Annotated in this window: 11 protein-coding genes; 9 read left to right on the forward strand and 2 right to left on the reverse strand. The window is 27.6% G+C overall.

Going from position 1 to position 19,957, the window contains the following annotated elements:
* Positions 1 to 35 precede the first annotated feature (35 nt).
* Positions 36 to 3,329, reverse strand: a complete 3,294-nt coding sequence (locus tag IPP08_09395; protein ID QQS65977.1) for an AAA family ATPase — start codon at positions 3,327 to 3,329, stop codon at positions 36 to 38.
* A 163-nt stretch (positions 3,330 to 3,492) separates the two neighbouring features.
* Here IPP08_09395 and IPP08_09400 point away from each other — a divergent pair, with 163 nt between their 5' ends.
* The 6 genes from IPP08_09400 (at position 3,493) to IPP08_09425 (ending at position 13,559) form a co-directional block, all read left to right on the forward strand.
* Positions 3,493 to 3,714, forward strand: coding sequence for a hypothetical protein (locus tag IPP08_09400; GenBank protein QQS65978.1), 222 nt, complete (start codon positions 3,493 to 3,495; stop codon positions 3,712 to 3,714).
* A gap of 477 nt (positions 3,715 to 4,191) precedes the next feature.
* Positions 4,192 to 5,661 (forward strand): hypothetical protein, encoded by a 1,470-nt coding sequence (locus IPP08_09405; protein QQS65979.1) that lies wholly within the window; start codon positions 4,192 to 4,194, stop codon positions 5,659 to 5,661.
* Between the two features lie 192 nt (positions 5,662 to 5,853).
* Positions 5,854 to 8,793, forward strand: coding sequence for a TonB-dependent receptor (locus IPP08_09410; protein QQS65980.1), 2,940 nt, complete (start codon positions 5,854 to 5,856; stop codon positions 8,791 to 8,793).
* 102 nt (positions 8,794 to 8,895) lie between these two features.
* Positions 8,896 to 10,062, forward strand: a complete 1,167-nt coding sequence (locus IPP08_09415) for a hypothetical protein (protein QQS65981.1) — start codon at positions 8,896 to 8,898, stop codon at positions 10,060 to 10,062.
* Between the two features lie 78 nt (positions 10,063 to 10,140).
* Positions 10,141 to 12,060 carry an adenylate/guanylate cyclase domain-containing protein gene (locus IPP08_09420; GenBank protein QQS65982.1) on the forward strand — a complete coding sequence of 640 codons (1,920 nt, stop codon included), beginning with the start codon at positions 10,141 to 10,143 and terminating at the stop codon, positions 12,058 to 12,060.
* A gap of 95 nt (positions 12,061 to 12,155) precedes the next feature.
* Positions 12,156 to 13,559, forward strand: coding sequence for a hypothetical protein (locus IPP08_09425; GenBank protein ID QQS65983.1), 1,404 nt, complete (start codon positions 12,156 to 12,158; stop codon positions 13,557 to 13,559).
* A gap of 74 nt (positions 13,560 to 13,633) precedes the next feature.
* Here IPP08_09425 and IPP08_09430 read toward each other — a convergent pair whose 3' ends face one another.
* Complete coding sequence (locus tag IPP08_09430) at positions 13,634 to 15,358, reverse strand: tetratricopeptide repeat protein (GenBank protein QQS65984.1); 1,725 nt, start codon at positions 15,356 to 15,358, stop codon at positions 13,634 to 13,636.
* A 184-nt stretch (positions 15,359 to 15,542) separates the two neighbouring features.
* Between IPP08_09430 and IPP08_09435 the strand changes: the two genes are divergently transcribed.
* The 3 genes from IPP08_09435 (at position 15,543) to IPP08_09445 (ending at position 19,928) form a co-directional block, all read left to right on the forward strand.
* Positions 15,543 to 16,400, forward strand: a complete 858-nt coding sequence (locus tag IPP08_09435) for a hypothetical protein (protein QQS65985.1) — start codon at positions 15,543 to 15,545, stop codon at positions 16,398 to 16,400.
* A 53-nt stretch (positions 16,401 to 16,453) separates the two neighbouring features.
* Positions 16,454 to 17,956, forward strand: coding sequence for a right-handed parallel beta-helix repeat-containing protein (locus IPP08_09440; protein QQS65986.1), 1,503 nt, complete (start codon positions 16,454 to 16,456; stop codon positions 17,954 to 17,956).
* 61 nt (positions 17,957 to 18,017) lie between these two features.
* A complete protein-coding gene (locus IPP08_09445) occupies positions 18,018 to 19,928 on the forward strand; it encodes a cellulase family glycosylhydrolase (protein QQS65987.1) in 1,911 nt (636 codons plus the stop codon).
* Positions 19,929 to 19,957 lie beyond the last annotated feature (29 nt).

A 19,957-nucleotide genomic window follows, 5' to 3' on the forward strand; every position in this document is an offset into this window, starting at 1 on the left:
AAAATTTAAAATTAATATTTATCAATCATTTAAAATTAAATCTTACTTCTAATTCTATTTGATTCACTTAACAAGTTTAATTTATATAATACTTCAGAATATAATTCTAAAAAATATTCGTCTTCATCAACGCAACTTAAATACTTATTTATCAATTTTTGAGCATTCGACAAATCTTTTTCGTCAATTAATTTTTGTGTTGCTTTTAATACCACTAATCTAATATTACTTTCAAAATCTGTTCTAACATCTTCAAATATTTCGTCGTATAATGTTGGAAAAACTACATCCCCACTCCACATATCTAATGTTTGTAAAAGCAAAACTAATGATCCAATTATATTCCCTTTTTTTAAACGATTTCCAACAATTTTGATATTTTTATTAATTTCTAATACATCAACTTTAATCAAATCAGTATTGAAAATTGGAGTTTCATGAAAAGTAATTATTGAATTTTCACCTAAAATTTTAGTAAGTCTTGAAGTTACAACATTCAACGAATGTTTAGAATTTTCAGAAACATCTCGTTCATTTAACACTAACCTTATAAACTCCTTTTCATCAAGTTTATTCAATAATATTTCTTGAATTACAATTGCACCAATAAGTTGTTTTACTCTTCCACCTTGAAATTTTATGAAAATTTTTTCGTTTGGTTGCCTGTATTTAAAATTATTAATTAATGAAATTGTAAGTTTATTAGAAACAGATTTTGCTTTAAGCTTTTCCTCATTAATGTGAAATTTTTTGATCAATAATATTTCATTTTGCCAATTTTTGATTTTGGGAACAGGAAGGAAAATTTTGAACTCTTCTAACCATTTCTTTAAGAGATAATCAAGTTTATTTTCTTTAAACATTACAAAACATTTCTCTAATAATATTTCAATTTCATTTTGAAATCTTTTAAAATCTATATTATTAATTGATAAATAATATTTAATTAGTAAAAGGTAAACAGCTGCTTTGGATATTTGGAATGTTATTGGAAAAAAGGAGTAAGAAAATTTTTTAAAACAATTATATGCATTATCAATGTCTTTCTTACAAATTAATATGTATGAAAAATTGGTTAGATTATCATTTTGGTTCTCCATGTATATTTGATTTAAAACATCGTTTAACTTCTTTGAATTTAAATGATAAAAAATTCTAGAAGTAAAATCATATTCACTTATTTCTATTTCACAAATATTTTTAAAATTCAATAATAATTCTGGTTCTAATCGTAGTAATATAATATGTGATAAAACTGAAATTATATCATATTTAAACCAATTTGAATATGGTTGTTTTTTTAATTTCCAATTTATAATCACATTGTTTGTTGATTCATAAATTCCACTCCCAAGTGCAATTTCACTTGCTGCTTTATAAATGCAAACATCTTCTCCTTGCAAATTATTAAATCCATATGATGATAATAATATATCTACGTTACTTTGAATTAATTTAAATTCTCCTAACAATAAATTATACTCTAATTTTAAAGGAAGTATTCCCAATCCATAAGTGTCAATTGAAGCTTTTTGAAATTTGGAACCAAAATTTAATAATTCATTGTACCTTTCAATAGAATTTACATTTAAGTAAATTAAAATGTTAAAGTTCAAAAATTCTAAATAGTTTTTATCTAATTTATTAGCTTTTTTAGATTGAGTTATAAATTCATAAACATCTTCAATTATAAAATTTGAATTATAATTTTCCCTACCTGAACTCATTAAAAAATTTAATAATAAAAATATTGAATCGTATGGTCCTGGTCTGAATTTTAAGGTGCTGTCATTTTCAAAAAGTGTTTTAATTTCTGCCCAAGCCACGTATAAATCTATAATTTCACCATTAGCAATTCGTCCTATTATTAAATTAATAAATGAATTGAAGTACATCCAAACTCCATAACCACCATCAATTTGTTTTGCAAGACAACACCCTTCAAAAGCAGTTGATACAAACTTTTGAGTATGCCGTTCTCTCACTAAATTCCCAAGTTTATAAGCATTATAAACTGATCTTAACTTATTAAGTTCTTCACAATTTATTAAATGAGTAACTTTACTTAAAATGTCTTCAAAAGTATTTAACAATAAATTACATTCTATCCAATTGTCAGTTAACTCAATTGCAAATGAATCATTCCCAATTCTAGTTATGGCACTTATGTAATCTTTAGAATCGAGTAAAAAATTGAAATTACTTTTGTGAATTAACTCATAAATCAAAAAGGAATAATTTGGTAAACCATTGCTAAGTACCTTTATTAAAATTTCTGATTCTATTTTAGTATTGATTAAAAAATGTTTATGAAGTAATGAATGAGTAAATGCATAAACTGGGTAAATGCTTACATATTGATTATTAATAGGAGGAACAACTGTGTGAGATTGAGAAATAATACCCTTTAGAACTAATGACTTAAACAATTGTTCATCTCCATTTAATATAGCTAATGCTGTCTCTTTCGCAAAGGATTCTCCTAAACATGCTATTAAATTTGCAGCTGAAATTTCTTCATTATGTAAATGTGAAGCCATTCCTTCTGATAAAATATCAACACTTATATTTATCATTGAGCTAAATCCTTTCTCAACTTTCCAAGTTCCATTAATTCTTTGAGTAAGTTGATTATTACTTATTGAATGCCTAATTGCAGATCTAATTATTAGTGGATTCCCTAAAGTTTTTTCTTTAATTGAATTACTAATAGATTTATCAATTTCACCGAATAGAGTTTGGTTGACATCATTAATTTCACTTATAGAAAGTCCATGTAAAACTATTTCATCAATTAATTTTTCTTCAATTACATTCTTTAATTTATAATCGATTGGTCTGGCTGTAAATATTACAGTTATAGGTGAGTCTTCCAAACTTTTAAGCAAATTAGTAAAATCATTAAATGAATTCTCATTAAGTAAATGAATATCTTCAATAATAAGAACAGTAATTCTTAGCCTTACTAACCTTTCAAGAGATTCAATAATTGATGATAAGTTTTGAGTACTAGTTTTCTTTAATAATGACTTTGTAAAATCCAATCTAGAAATTTCTTCAAACAAGATTGATATTAAATCTATTGATGAACCAGGTCGAAATTTAACAGTTATAACAACTCCATCATTGTTTTCAATACTCTTAGATAACTCTGAAACTAATCTACTCTTACCAATTCCAGCTTCACCAGTTATTAAAATAGATCTTGGATAATTCCCATCAATTGTTGAATAACAAAAATCCAACAAATGATTTAATTCATTTTTTCTACCAACAAAAGGGAGAATCCCATTGTTTAGAAAATCAACTAATGAAGATGATTGATCCATTCTTTTTTTAATAAAATTATTTAAACCAAAAATTAATAAAATATTTTAATAAAATTTGGATTTAATTGCAAAATGAGACTAAATTATTTAAAACTGAGACTGAATTTATTTAATTGTATGTTAACAATTTGTTCGAATAGTTGTAACTAATATAATAAGTCAAATGGAACGAACTCAAGTTAATTTAAATGAATTACCACATTGTCCAAAGTGTGAATTATTCGGTTATGCAAATGACAAATATTGTGTGAATTGTGGGCAATTGATGATTATATCAAAGAATAGTTTGTTGGAATGTTCAATTTGTAAAGAATTGGCATTACACCCTATAACATTTTATTGCACTAGGTGTGGAAAGGAGTTAAAAGAAAATGCAGAAGAATAATGTTTTATTAATAATTGCTCCATAGTGGTTTAATAATAAGATCCTTAAGTGTTAAATTTAAATTACTATGGAATACTTTTAACTTACGTTTTATTATTGGATTAATGGAGTAAGATATTAAGAAATATAATTAATATTTTAATCATTAATTATGGATTAAAAAATAATTGAATCCAGTATTCATGATAGTGGAATAGTTCCAATATAAAAGATGAGTTAAAATTAAACAGCTCATTTAAGCTAGAAATTTGTGAATGAGAAGGAGTAAACTAAGTGGTCAAAAACATTTTGGATGAAGTAAAAAGCCAACATACCAAAATTCTTTTGGTAATAAATATAAACATCAATGAGGATTCTTCATTCTAGTAAGATTATAATATTGATTAAAATGTATAGTAACAAATCATTTAAATAATGTGTATAAATTCTAAAAATCAACATATTTAACAACTAATTAATAACAAAAACAAAATTATTATGAAAAACTATTTCCAATCATTACACATAAAAGTGTTTAATTTTATTTCTTCAACAAAACAAAAGAATTTTTTTAAAATATTAATACTTTTCACAATAACTATTGGGCTACATTTTCAAACAACTAAGGCTCAACTTAACCAAAATTTAAGGCAACGACTTATAGTAAAATTACCAACTATAGATAAAATTCCCTTAACTCAGGAAATGATTAGATTGGAGTCAATTGCTCCTGATACAATAAAAAGGGAAATTGCAAGGCTTCGAAAACTTGGTACAGAAAAAGGATGGACATTTCAAGTTACTGCAACAAGTGTTGCTGGTAAAAATATTAGAGACATTACTGGTGGCATAGAAGAGACAAGTCAAAGCTCTAATGGAGGAGGAAATCAGTCTACACAACCACCACCAATTGGAGCAAATATTGGTGATCCTTTAGCAACTTCTTTTGATTTAAGGTCTTTAAACCTTGTTACACCAATAAGGGATCAAGGTAATTGTGGAAGTTGTTGGGCTTTTTGTGCAATAGCTTCAACTGAGTCAGCTCATCTTTTAAAAAACAAATTGGATTTTAATTTATTAAATTTATCAGAACAGCAGATTTTAAGTTGTTCAAAGGTCGGTTCGTGTGGTGGAGGAAACTCTAGTGGGGCATTAGAATTTATTAAAAACAATTATATTGCTGATGAGTTAGAATCTATTTATACGGCTAAAGATTTAACATGTACTATATCTTCAAATTTAGGATCTCATAAAATTGATAATTGGGGTTATGTAGGAATTAACCGAGAAAATCCGACTGTTCAGGAAATAAAAAGTGCCATTGTAAAGTTTGCTGGAGTATCTTCATTTATTTGGGCGAATCCAAGCTTATCATATCTTGGTGATGGAGTCTATAATGATAACAGTGTAGCCCCAAATGGTGGTGGGCATTGTGTACAAATAATTGGTTGGAATGACTCAAAGAATGCATGGTTAATCAAAAATTCTTGGGGAATAAGATGGGGAATGTCTGGTTTTGGTTGGATTGATTATAAAGTTGCTAGTATAGGTAAATTTGCACAATGGGCAGTTGCAAGTACTGTCCGCCCACCAGGATTTGGAACACATACTACTCCATCAGGTAAAGAGCCTGGTCTTGAAGGTGTTGTTATGTATGAAGATTTTAAATTCAATACTCAATCAAACCAAATTGGGTTAAAGCCAATTTCTCAACAATTTAAAAATGAAGGTACTTATAACTTACCATATGATCCTAGCACAAGTTTAAGATTTAAAAATTTGAATATAGTTAGACCCAATTCAATTAGTTCAATAAAAGTTGGAGAAGGTTATTATTGCGAATTATATGACCAATTAAATGGGAAAGGAAATAGATTGGAAGTAAACAGGAATATGGATATATTACCTACTAATTGGAACGATAAGGCTCTATCGATTGTAGTAAGTAAAACGGGAGTTCCAAAATAAAAAAATTTCCCTATTTACATTTAAATAAAATATTCAGATACTAAACTATTAGTAAAAGAAATTCTTTTCTTAATTTTATTTCTCAGATAATAACTAATCTATTTAAATATCTATACAAAACCAATAAAGGCAATTTTGAAATCATTTTTAAAATTGCCTTTACTTTTTTTCAACTTTCAAAACCATATTTTTATGAAAATCAAATCTAGTATTTACTACCTGTTATTTTTTCTCATTTCCATTAACCCACTTTTATATGCTCAAACTGGATCATTAAGTGGAGTAATTTCTGATGCAAAAGAAAAATCTTTTATCTCATCTGCAACAGTTACAATTAGGCTTTTAGAAAAAGATGCTAAATTATCAAATGGAATAATTGGAAGAATATCTGATAAACGAGGAAATTTTAATTTTGAAGATGTTCCAATTGGTAATTATCAAATTAAAGTAAGTTATGTTGGTTATATTACTTCAACCCAAAATATAGAAGTGATATCAGGAAAAAACAATGTTTATAAAATTGAACTTACACCTGATATAAAATCATTACAAGAGGTATTAGTAACTGGTGCTAGTGGAAAATCACAAAAGGGTGTTGCAGAAGTATCTGTATCAAGAGTTGACGCTGCGGCTCTTACCAAACAAACAACATATGACGGGTTATCTCAATTATTAGCTGGTAAAATTCCTGGTGTAAAAATTTCTACAACCTCTGGTAGTGCCGGAAATGGATTTAGGTTTGATGTAAGATCAGGTGGTGGATTAAATGGTACAGGTCAGCCTGCTATAATTTTAGATGGTGTTTGGGTGAATAATAATTATAAGGATATAGCATCAGGAGGACAGGTTTTATCGGAACTTTCAGCAATAGATGCGGAATCAATTGAAACAGTTGAAGTTTTAAAAGGTTCAGCAGCAACAGCATTATTTGGAGCAAGTGGTTCTAATGGAGTAGTTATTATTAAAACAAAAAAAGGATTAAAAAACCAAGTTCCTGGAAGTTACACTATAGATTTAAAATCAACAATAGGTAGAAATGAACAATCAAAGGCTTATACTAAAGATATGATATTGACTTATCAAGATGCAAATAATGTATTTAGAAAAGGTAACGTTTTAGAAAACTCTGCAAATGTGAATGGTAATGGAAATGGTTTTAATTATTTTTTTGGATATACTTCAAGAGATGAAGAAGGAATTTTACGAACAAATGAATGGACGAGAAAATCATTAAGAGCTAACTTCCAAACAGTGTTATCAAATAAATTAACAATTGGAGTTAACTCAACATATATGATAAACAACACAACTGTTCCAGATGGTGATAATGCTTTAGATGGATATTTAGGTGCTACTTGCTTTTATGGTCCGGTAAGTGCTGGTGGTGCTGGATCATACTCAAGTATTGATAGTGCTGGAGTTGATAATATACGTAATTATAAAAGGGATCATCGTTTGATTGCTTCAATAGATGTTAATTACATTCCATTTGAAAATTTTGGAATTAAAGCGATTCTTGGGTATGATGCACTTCATACAAGAAATGACACCTATTATCCTTCCGATCAAAATTATTTTTTCTTTACAAATGGTTTTAGATATGCTGAGAGCCAAACAACAGATAAATACAATTTAGATTTATCAGGCGATTACTCTTGGCGTTTTAATGATTCATACCTAATGAAAAGTACAATCGGATTACAAGGTTTTATTAATCAAGACAAACAATTTGGTTTGAGTAAAATGGATTTCCCTAGTAAATATATTACTGATGTTGGTGCAGGAGCTGTGTTTCAAGGTGCTAATGAATATTTCAATAATTCAAGATCTTTGGGAATATATTTTAATCAAGAGTTGAATATAACGGATAAATATTTCTTCTCAGCAGGTTTGAGAAATGACTATTCAAGCTCAATAGGTATCGATGCACCAAGCATCATTTATCCTCATGTTAGTGGAGCAGTGAGATTAGATAGAATTATAGATTTAGGTGCATTGAATTTTTTTAAACTTAGATCAGCCTATGGAGAGTCTGGAGTTTTACCAGGACTTTTAGATGGTTCAATTCAAAGATGGAATTCATTACTTACTGGAGAAGGAGTTGGTGCTTCTTTAGGTGCTACTGGTAATCCTTCAATTAAACCAGAGAGGATTAAGGAATTTGAGATTGGATTAGAATTTGAATTATCTAATTCTTATGGAATTGATTTTACTTATTTCAGGCAGTTTGCAAATAATTCAATTTTCACTGTAGACCTTCCTCCATCTACAGGTTTAGCTGGGAGTCCTCAAAATATAGGTTCAATTGATGGATGGGGATTTGAAGGGAATTTATATGGTAGATTTTTCAGAACAAATGATTATCAATTAGATGCAAATTTGATTTGGAATTATGCAAACAATGAAGTTACAGACTTAGGTGTTGCTTCTCCAGTTTTTGGTGGATTTGATGATGTAAATACAATATCTGTAGGGCATCCAAAAGCAGGATTTCTTGTTAAGAAAGTATTAGGAGCTGATTTTTTACCAGATGGTACATTTAATGGTACTTTGGTGGATACTGCATTATCATTAGTTGGAACACCAGTTGCTCCTCATAATGGGTCGTTCTCATTAACATTTCGTTTCTTAGGTGATTTTACATTTAATACTTTAACTGAATGGAGCATTGGCGGTATGATTTATAATAAAGGTAGAAAATTTGGTACTCAATTCAATAACAATTTTGAATACAATACCCTTTCAGCTCAATTAGGTGTAACTCCTGATTCAACTATTAAATTACTCGTTCCTAAAACAGCAGAATATAATCAAGCTGCCAATAGATTTGCTCAGTTAGATCCTACTCAGCCAGGTTCACTAGGATTTTTTGAGAGTTCAGATTTTATTCGTTTGAGAGAACTTAGCTTGAAGTATGATGCAACAAACTTATTTAGGAATATCATACCTGAATCTTTTAAAAATGTTTCTTTAGCTGTCTCTGTTCATAACCTTGCTTTGTTCACTAAATATTCTTTTCCTGATCCTGAAGTTAATACATATGGTGCAAATGTTCGACTTTCTCGCGGCACTGATTTTAATACTTTACAAAGTCCACGTTCATTTTTTGGGACAATTTCTATCGGTTTCTAATTATTATTAATCTAAAAAATAAATAAAATGATTTACTATATAAAAAATGTTTTTTTGAATTTCGATTATAAAAATTTTGTTTTAATTGGAATTTTTATCTCAATGATTTCAATTGGATGTAAAGATTTTGTTCAGTCGGTAGAACCTCCAATTAATAGTGTTAATGATGATCAGCTAAACTCAGAAGACCAAATGAACTTTGTTATCACTGGTGTAAAAGGTGAGATGGCAACTTTACTTGGTCAGCTTCAAGTTAACTCTGGCGGATTAAGCGATGAATTAGTTTTTGATAGAAACATAATTGGAGCTACATATCCAAGTTATGATGAACTTGAAACTGGAAAAATTCTTTTTAATAACTATAATGTTGAAGTTACTTTTAGTTCTTTATCAAGGTTAAGACTCATGGCTGATACTTTAGTTGTAAGAATAGGCAAAGTAACATTCAAAGATACTTCTCTTCGTAAAAAAGGACTTTTTGCAGGGAACCTTTATGGTGGGTTAGCAAGATATTATTTAGGTTCATATTTTGGATTAGAACAGGAGAAAGGAGGGGCAACAATTTCTTCATCAAAGTTTATTCCTTCAAATGAGTTATACAAATTATCTATTGAAAAGTTTAAAAATGCTTTAATATATGCTAAGAATGATTGGGAAAGAAAACTAGTTAATTCACTTATAGCAAGAGTTTATTTGATTGATGGACATTACTCAGAAGCAGAAACATCTGCTAAAAAAGGATTACAAATTGGTGATGAAAGTTTTGTTTCTCTTTACTCAAGTACAAGCCCAAATGATTGGTTATATGCAGCAGGAAATGGAAGAACTCAGTTTGCATTAGACAATAGATTTAAAACTTATGTTGATTCTGATCCTAAAGAAGTTTCTAGAATTTTATTTGATGAGATTTTAGGGAATGATGGAAAAACTAAATTCTTAAGGCAACAACGTTATCCAGAAGATAAAACATCTTTGCCAGTTATAACTTGGCAGGAGAATGAACTTATGCTTGCAGAATGTTATATTAGGCGTTCTGAATCTGGAAGTGCACTGAGTGCGATTAATAATGTAAGATCTTCTCATACACTTGATATAAGAAATGCTACCAATATAGATAGTATATACATTGAACGAGACAAAGAATTATATTGTACTGGAAATAGATTAATTGACCAAAGGAGATTTAATAAATGGCATTTACAACAATTAACTTGGAAATATCTACCTATTCCTCAAACAGAGAGAACAAGAAATCCTAATTTAAAATAACCTATTAAGTTTTTTAATACTTCCCTGCTAGTAAACAATTTATCTACTTTCAGGGAATTTTTTATTTAAAGAAAATTTATGCTAAAACAATTTGCAATATTAATTATTTCATGTACTCTTCTGTTATTAGGATGCGATAGTAAGCCTATCAAGCCTAATTCAGAAAATTCCAGTAAAATTGATTCAAACAAATTAAATGCTTTAATAGATAGTACGTTGTATCATAGCTATACTAAACCTGATACAAATTACTATCATTTTGTAATAGATAATTTTTCTTCTGAAGAAGTATTAAACAATTACAAACCTCAAGTAATAGATTTTTTTTCATTAGTATCTGCAAGCTTTAATGATTCAAACAAATTGATCTATAAAACTATGCAAGATTTATCAAAAAAATACAAACTTGATTATCTAAGTTATTGGAGTGAATATTTGCAAGGAAGATATTTACAAGAACATTCAGATTTAAAGGGAGCAATTACTATTTATACTAAATTATTAGAACACTTTAAAAAATCACCATTAGATTTTGCATTGTATATATTAAACAAAAGATTAGGTTTAATCTACTATGATTTAAATGATTATAATTTAGCTGTAAAACATTTGAATAATTCTTTACCTTACTTCCAAAGCTATAAATCTGACGATATAATTTATGTATATCAATGCTTGTTTTATTCATACTTGAAATTAAAAAATAGTGATTTATCTTTGTTTTATGCTAAAAAATTAGAGTCTACTGGTATGTATCATTCATTGGGTCTAAAATTTGAATATGAGATACAACTTTATAGTATAAATCAAAGTCCTTTAGATTCTCTTAAAAAGTATTTTACAGCTTTTCTTAAATGTGGAAGTACTCCAGAAGGAATAGGAATTTATTCTAATTATCTAAAAATATTAATTGATAAAAATAGATTAAATGAAGCTCATGAAGTTCTAAAATTAACTTTGAATTCTTTAGATTCAATAATATTACAAGGAAGCGACAGGAACACTTACATGAAAAATAAAGTTATACTTTACAAAATTGCCCATGACTTATTTGATTCATTAGGGGATATAAAAATGAAGTATAAATATTTACAATTATACTCAAATTTAAAAGAAGAATATAATTCAGATAGTACTAATTATGTTACTAAAGGGGCTGAAACTGAATTCAACTTTAATCAAGAAAAGATTAAGTTAATTCATGAACAAGATCTAACTCAGGAGAAGCTGTCATTCAAACAAAAACAAACTAACTACTTTATACTTGTAACTGGATTGTTACTTTCATTATCTATTTATATATTTAATAATTTAAGAAAACAGAAAAAGACTAATGAAATTATTACAAAACAAAAAGAATTAATTGAAATCGAACAACATAGATCTGATCAATTATTATTAAATATTCTTCCTTCAGATATTGCAGAAGAACTTAAAACAAAAGGAACTGCTAAAGCAAAACTTTTTAATGATGTTACAGTTTTGTTTACTGATTTTAAAAACTTTACAATCAAATCTGAACTCTTTTCTCCTCAAGAATTAGTTGATGAACTACATCAATGTTTTAAAGGATTTGATGAAATCATTTCTAAATACAATATAGAAAAAATTAAAACAGTAGGTGATGCTTACTTGGCTGTTTCTGGTTTGCCAATTGAAAATCCTAATCATGCATTTGAAATTGTAAAAGCTAGTATTGAAATTAGAAATTTTATGATTAATAGAAAAAAATTATTGAATGAAAAAACTTTTGAAGTTAGAATAGGCATTCATTCTGGGAGCGTTGTTGCAGGTATTGTAGGAGTTAAAAAATTTGCATATGATATTTGGGGTGATACTGTTAATACTGCCGCAAGAATGGAACAAAATAGTGAATCAAATAAAATAAATTTAAGTGAATCAACTTTCAATTTAGTTAAAGATCAATTTGAGTTTGTTTATCGTGGGGAAATTATTGCTAAAAATAAAGGGTCTTTAAAAATGTATTTTGTTTTGTAAGTTAAATTTTATTTTTATCAATTTTATTTTTAAATTCATTTAAATAAAATTTTAATCGATTAAACTTAAGTTATTAGAAAACTAATTTATTAATTATGAAACACTTAACAGTAATTTTATTTTGTTCTTTTTTAGTTTTAAAATTAAGTTATTGCCAAGAAATTCAAGTTCCGATTGATTCAATTGGTAAAATAATGAACATTAACTCTGAACTTCAAACCAAACTATCTGGTTTTAACACAAATGGACAATTCAATGAAGCAAAACTTTACAAATTATCTAATGATTTATATGCCCTAGAAATATTTTACAATAGGGGTGATACAATTCTTAAAGATAGGAAGCTACTAGATGCTTCAGAGGTTTTTAATTTAAGGAATAGATTAACGAATGATCTAAAATTAATTCCTAAAGATAATTTTTTAGATCAAAGTGGAAGAACTTCCCTATTAATAAATTCTGTTTTAATTTCGTTAAGTTATTATGGATGGGCATTGCCAACAACTTTGCAAATAGAAGATAACAAGTCTTACATTGCCACATACATGCTAACAAGTGCGTCTGGATTTCTTATCCCATACTTCTTATCAAAAAATTCTTTTATTCCAAGTGGGGCAACTTTGCTTGGCACTTTTGGTGCTACTGCTGGAATTTTCCATGGTATGTTACTGTCAAGTATAATTGCTCCTAAAAATTCTAATTCAAATTTTAATTATACAACAGGAATTGGTATGGGAGTAAGTTTAGCTGAAGGAATTGGAGGTTACATACTTGCAAAAGAAGCAGGCATAAGTGAAGGGAAATCTTTTGTACTTGCCACTGGTTCAACTTTTGGATTTGGAGTTGGATTATCAATTGCTGAAATTTTAGATGTAGTTAAAAATGATTCAAATGGAAAAAATACTTCAGCTTTTGTTTTAGGTGGTTCTGCTTTAGGTTACTTTGCAGGAAATATACTAGCTAATCAACATAAATACTCACTTGGAGATGGATTGATTTTAGCAAATTTTGGAGTTGTTGGAACTTTAATCCCTATTGCCATTACAAATGCACTAGTTGATTCTAAAAATGAGAATTACATAAAACCAATTTTTACTTCAGCTTTATTTGGCTCAATTTTAGGTTTAGGTTTTGGGCATTACATTCTTTCTAATAAAGAATTTAATACTAATCAAGGAACTTTCACATCACTTGGAACCTTGACTGGAGGCTTACTTGGAGCAGGCTTAAGTTATTTGATAACAACAGAAAAAAATGATGACTTATCAAAAATAATTCTATTAGGAACAGCTGTAGGTTCTTCAACTGGTATGTACTTGATGTATAATTTATTTTCAGATGATGCATTAAAAGCTGGAAAAGATTTAAGTTCTAATAATTTTAAATTTGAATTTCATCCAGAATCATTAACACAAATTTTATCGATAGATAACAAAGAATTTAAATTTGAAAACAAGCCAATCTCAGTGCCAATAATTAAATTTAGTTATTCTTATTAAATGGTTTATCTATTAACTTACTTTTATTTAATAAACAGTTTTTTAGATTTTTAAAATATATTGAGCAATTATTATTAGAGAGCAGCTAAATAGACTGTCAAACTTTCGTTAACTTCAAGGTTAAATTTTTTTCTTAATCTATACCTATGATTTTCAATATTTCTTAATGATAAGTTCAACATTTCTGCTATATCTTTACTAGCAATTTGCATTTTTAATAAAGCACATAATTTCAATTCCATCGAAGTTAATTGTGGAAATTTGTGATTCATCACACTTGCAAAATCTTGATTCAATTGTAAAAATTGATGATGAAATATTTTCCAATCATTTTCTATATTTGATTTATTCTTTACTCCATTTAACATATTAATTGCAACTTCTTTTGCATATCCATCGGTCATTAAAGTAAGCTTTTCTATTCCTGAAACAATCATATTTACAAATTCAGTTTTTTCAACTATTTGTGCTGCAAAATTTAAAAGTTCTCTTTGTTTTGAATCTAATAATTGCTCTAGATATTTAATTTTTTGTTCTGCAATTTCTTTTTCTTTCTCCTTTTCTAAGGTTTTGCGTTCAATAGCAAACAACCTAACTTTCTTTTGCACATCTTCATTTGAAATCTCCTCTTTTAGTCTATAATAACTCCTTAAATGTTCTAATGCATCTTTAAATTTATTGCTCAACTCATACAATTCAGAAACAGCAAAATGAGCTTCAAGTTCCCTTTCCTTAACTCCTAATTTCCTAAATAAATCGATAGAATTTAAAAAATAATTTTTAGCCTTTTTCAAATCACTATCTATAAATTCAACTTTAGAATATACATGACCTAAGTTTAATGTTTGAATTGCAACTCCAATTTTATAGTTTAAAATGGAACTTATTTCTAGGGATTCTTTAAAATTAACAATTGCATTATCATATTCTTTTAATTCTAAATGTACCATTCCTAAGTTTCCAATAGTACTAGCATATCCAATTGTATTTTCAAAACTTTTCCGCCTTTTAAGTACATTCTTAATATATTTTTTTGCCATATTGAATTCCTTTTTTTGTATATAAAGAAGCCCAATATTATTGTACCCCCTGGAAATTCCTTCAGGGTTATTTAGCTCTGTTTCAATCTGAATATATTTCTCAAAACAATCTAATGCATTATCGTAATCTTTTAAAAAATAGTAAATGTTTCCTAAGTTTAAAATGCTTGCGGCATAAGTATATAAGTCATTTATTTCATTACTAATTTTTAAAGACTCTTGTAATGATTCTATTGCTTTTGGGTAATTACATGTTTCGGTATGTATTGCAGCTATGTTTGTAAGTTGCCTGCAAATTGTGAATTTATCACCTAAAGTTTTACAAATATCTATCGATTTAATCAAGAATTCTAATGCTTTCCATAAATCAGATTGATTTAAATATATAACTCCAATATTGTTATATAATGAAACATAAATTTGTTGATTATTTAATATTTTGTTATAATCTAAAGCTTTATAAAAAAAATCTAGTGCAATCTGAAAATTTGATTTGATTAAATTAATTCTTCCTAATTGGCTTAAAGACTTTGTTATCAACAATTTATCATCTATTTTTTCTGAATAACTTAATGCAAGATTCGATAATTTTTCAGATTCTGTGATATTAGATATTTCTAAAGCTAATGAATCACAAATTAGTTTTTCTATATAAATTTTTGTATTAACAAATTGTTTACCAACCTCATTTTCAAACAATTTAATTTCTGTCAATTCACTTATATCATCAGTTGGATTCTTAGTTTTCTTTTTAATCATTATTATAATAATTGAGTAAATACAATTTTTTATAATGTAAATTATTCAATCTTTGTGAATAAAATATAATTGAAATTAGAGTAATTATAGAGTAGTTCCATTGAATTATAAATCTATTATGTTTGAATAAATAATTAATCAAACACAAATAAATTTTCAACAACCAATTTTTTACAAATATAAAATGAACCAAAAAATTAGAATCTATTCTTTAATTATATTATTAATTGTACTTACTTCTTGTAGTAATAATTCTAGTAATCCAATTGACAACAATTCAACTGTAAAAGACACAATAGTTAATATCGGGAATGGTCAGTCTTGTTTAGTTTCTACTGATGGAATTTTGAAATGGGATGGATTACCACAAACTGAAAAAAACAGGATACTCAATTGGAGTTTACTTTTTTTACATCAATCTGTTGGTGGTGATTTAGAAGAAGGTTGTAGAGCTAATGGAGTGAATTTTGAATATTACGGTAAAGATGTAACCCCAATGAATAAGCCATTTGGTGGGATATTTATTGATGTAGGAAATATTGCAAATGGGAATCCTTATGAAAAAATTAGAGTTTTTAAAGATCACATTTTAAAACATAAAAACATTTGGAAAATTTGTGTTTTTAAATTTGGTTATGCAGATATTGATGATGACAATTATTTGAACGTTGAAATTGCTTACAAAAACATGATTGATGAAATTAGAATTCTAATTCCAAATATGAAATTTGTTCATGTTACTCCACCTTTAGTTTATTCTATTTATGAAGGAAATTCGGCTAAAAGAAAAGTAGGAGAATGGATGATTGAAACTTTTAAAAACAAAGATGTTGTTTTTGATTTTGAATCTATTGAAAGCAAGAATGGTGAATGTAGTGAAAATAGTATTTGGAGAATTTGCCCTGAATTTAGAGCTAGCAAAACTGACCCAAGTGAAATTAATGGTGTGGATGAAACTGATGGAACAGGACACTTAGGGAAAAAAGCAGCTGGAACTATTTCAAAGGCATTTCTATATTCTATTTATCTGTCTGGAAAATAATGTATTAACTTTCAACTATTAATTACAATTTTAAACTTAACAAATCATTTTTTATGAAATCAATTACTATATTATTTATTGTTTTACTTAGTAATATAAATTTATATTCCAATCAAATCTATATCAGTACAAATGGTAATGATAATTTTGGGAATGGCACAATTAATTCTCCATTTTTTTCAATTCAATTTGTTCTTGATAATAAATCAATTGCTGGTGATGAACTTATTTTAAGGGAAGGTAAGTACCTAAGTAATGAAATAAATATTAGGACAAATAATATCACAATAAAATCTTATCAGAACGAATTTGCAAAAATTATTGCACCAATAAACATAGATTCAATAACATATTGTATTGCTTTTAAAAATCCTGAAATTAACTTCGGTTTACTTGAAAGATTAGATATTTCTGGTGGATATTTTTATGGAATATTCTTCAATACAAACTGGGATGATGGTGAAATTTATTCTAATAGACGAGGGGTTAGAAATGTTACTTTACTCAATTGTAGAATTCATGATACAGGGCGTGATTGTATTAAAATTACTCCGGCTTGTAGCGACATAAAAATTATTGGTTGTGAAATTTATAATAGTGGCGTTGGACCAAGTAATGATCCTACTAATCCTGACCCATATTCACATAATGCTGAAGGAATTGATAATGTTAACAGCCCAAGGATGATAGTTCGAGATTGTTATTTTCATGATATTTCTACTAATGGAATATATGCAAAAGGGGGTGCTGAAGATTGCTTAATAGAAAATAATCTTATTATGAATACAGGAGATGGAGGAATATTTATGGGATTTGATACTGACGATGAATGGTATAATCCTGAAACAAATCCAAAAAGATATGATAATATTAGGGGAGTTGCAAGAAATAATTTTATAATTAATACTGGAAGTGCTGGTATTGGATTTTGGGGAGCTAAGGATTGTAAAGTTTATAATAATACAATTATAACTCCAACTAAAACATTTTTTTCACCTCTTTTTATTAATCATAATGAAATTTACCCTGATGCAAATCCTGAGCCCAAGTACAAAACTGCTTGTGAGGGTTTATTCATAAAGAATAATATTTTTGTTGACTTGAGTCCAAACACAGATGATGATTTAACAATAGAAGTTCGTGAAGCCGCATTAACTGGTAATAATGATATTGATAATAACTTGTACTACAAAGTTTCTGGTAAAATTAAAGTCAGATATTTAGGAAATGATATTAGTTTTGAAGATTGGCAAAATAAAAATGGATATGATGTAAACAGCATTGAAAGTAACCCAATGCTTGACTCTAATTTTCATTTATTGTCAAACAGTATTTGTATTAATAAAGGTGCACTTATTCAAGGTCTTTTGAAAGATTATGATGGCTCTAATAGAAGTGATAAACCAGATTTAGGAGCAGATGAATTTACATTGAATTTAAATCTTAAAATTCCTCCTAAAAAGGGTACAATAGGTACTGGTGGAGAAAATAGTAAAGTAGTATCAATGATTAATGAATTCAAAACTAAGTTTTATAAAATTTTAGAATTAAAATAAATCTAATAGTTATTTTAATTTCTTACTTTTAATTTTAGTTTACTTTAAAAAAAATTACAACATGAAACAGACATTAAAAATTGCTTTAATTTTTATCTTATTTACAAATTCAATTTATCTATTTGCTCAGCAAGATAGAACTATTTCAATTACAAGTGGGGGAATTGCTAGAAAATTTGACATTCATTTACCTTCTATTAATCCTGATAAAAATCTTCCAATGATTATTTCTTATCATGGAACTGGTGGCACTTCAGGAAACATGAGTTCGTTTACAGGTTTTAATTTATTATCAGATTTAAACAATTTTATTGTGATTTATCCGCAAGCATTAGCATTATTAGGTGGAACTACTCAATGGAATGTATATGTTGATGACAAGCCTGGGCATGCTGGAATTAACGACCCTAATGCTCCAGATGATATATTATTTACAAAAGATATGATAGATTATATGAAAAATAATTTTTTAATTAATGATTCAAGAGTTTTTGCCACTGGTATGAGTAATGGTGCTTTTATGTGTTATAATTTAGCAATTAATTTAAGAGAAAGTTTTCAAGCAATTGCTCCTGTTGCTGGAAATTTGTGGGGTGATAACAATTTTGTTACTTCAAAAGTAACTTCAAATAGTTTCAGGGGTTTGCCAATTATGCATATTCATGGAACTTCCGATAATGTTGTTGATTATCCAGATCCTGACAATACTCCTAAAGATTATGAAGAGTATCCATTATTCTTATTTTCATATCCAACTTGCCAAAATAATACTTATACAAAGGTAATTAACATTTCATCTGGTGTAGATAAATTACAGTTTTGTGATAATCCTTTTGATATTTCTTTGATTAGGATTGCTGGTATGGGGCATAGTTGGTCTGATGGGAAATTTCAAACTTCAAGAGAGATTGTGAAATTTTTCAAACTTGATAAAATCAATATTCCAAATGATAAAAATGTATTGCAAGTAAAGGGTAGATTTTTATATACTCCATGTAATGATATAGTTATTTTGAGAGGTGTGAACAAGATGAATATTTGGGAAAATAATGATTTTGGAATCCCTCAAATGAAGGAAATAAGCAAGACTGGAGCAAATGTTTTAAGAATAGTGTGGGAATCAGATTTTAAAAACAAGAATGCTACTTCTTCAAATTTAGATAGAGTTATACAAGCTTGTATTGATAATAAAATGATACCAATGGTTGAACTTCATGATGCTACAGGTGACTTTAGTAAATTAAATCAATGTCTAAATTATTGGAGAAAACCTGATGTTTTAGATGTGTTGAAAAAACATCAGAGTTACTTGATTATAAATTTTGCAAATGAAGCAGGTAATTTTGATGTTACTGATGCACAATTTAAGGAAGAATATAAAAACAATATAACATCATTAAGGAACAATGGTATTCAAGTACCAATTGTAATTGATGCTGCTGGTTATGGACAGAATATTGATATTATTCTTAACAATGCTCAATATCTAATTGATAACGATCCTAGTAAAAATTTAATGTTCTCATTACATGCTTATTGGCAACCAAAGTATTTCAATAATCCACCTAATTTACTCAAACAAAAACTTTCAGAATCTGTTTCAAAAAATATTCCATTGATAATAGGAGAATTTGCTGGTTGTTATTTGGATGATCCTAATTCAGATGATAATTTATACAAAACAATTTTAAGTGAATGTCAGTTAAATCAAATAGGTTGGTTGGCTTGGGAATGGGGTCCTGGGAATGCAGATTATAGTACAAATCCACCAACATTATATCCAAAAATGGATTTAACATCAGATGGAAATTTTAATACTATAAAAGATGGATGGTCAAAATATATTTTGTTAGATGATATTAATTCTATTAAAAAAACTTCGATAATTTCAGAATACATAATTAATAAAGGAAAATGTAATACAAATTCAATTGAGTTAATTTTAAATCCTTTAAAGTTAGAACTAAAATAGTACTTTATAAAATTTATAGACCCCAATAT

This window comes from Chlorobiota bacterium (genome assembly GCA_016700335.1).
GTDB lineage: Bacteria > Bacteroidota > Ignavibacteria > OLB7 > OLB7.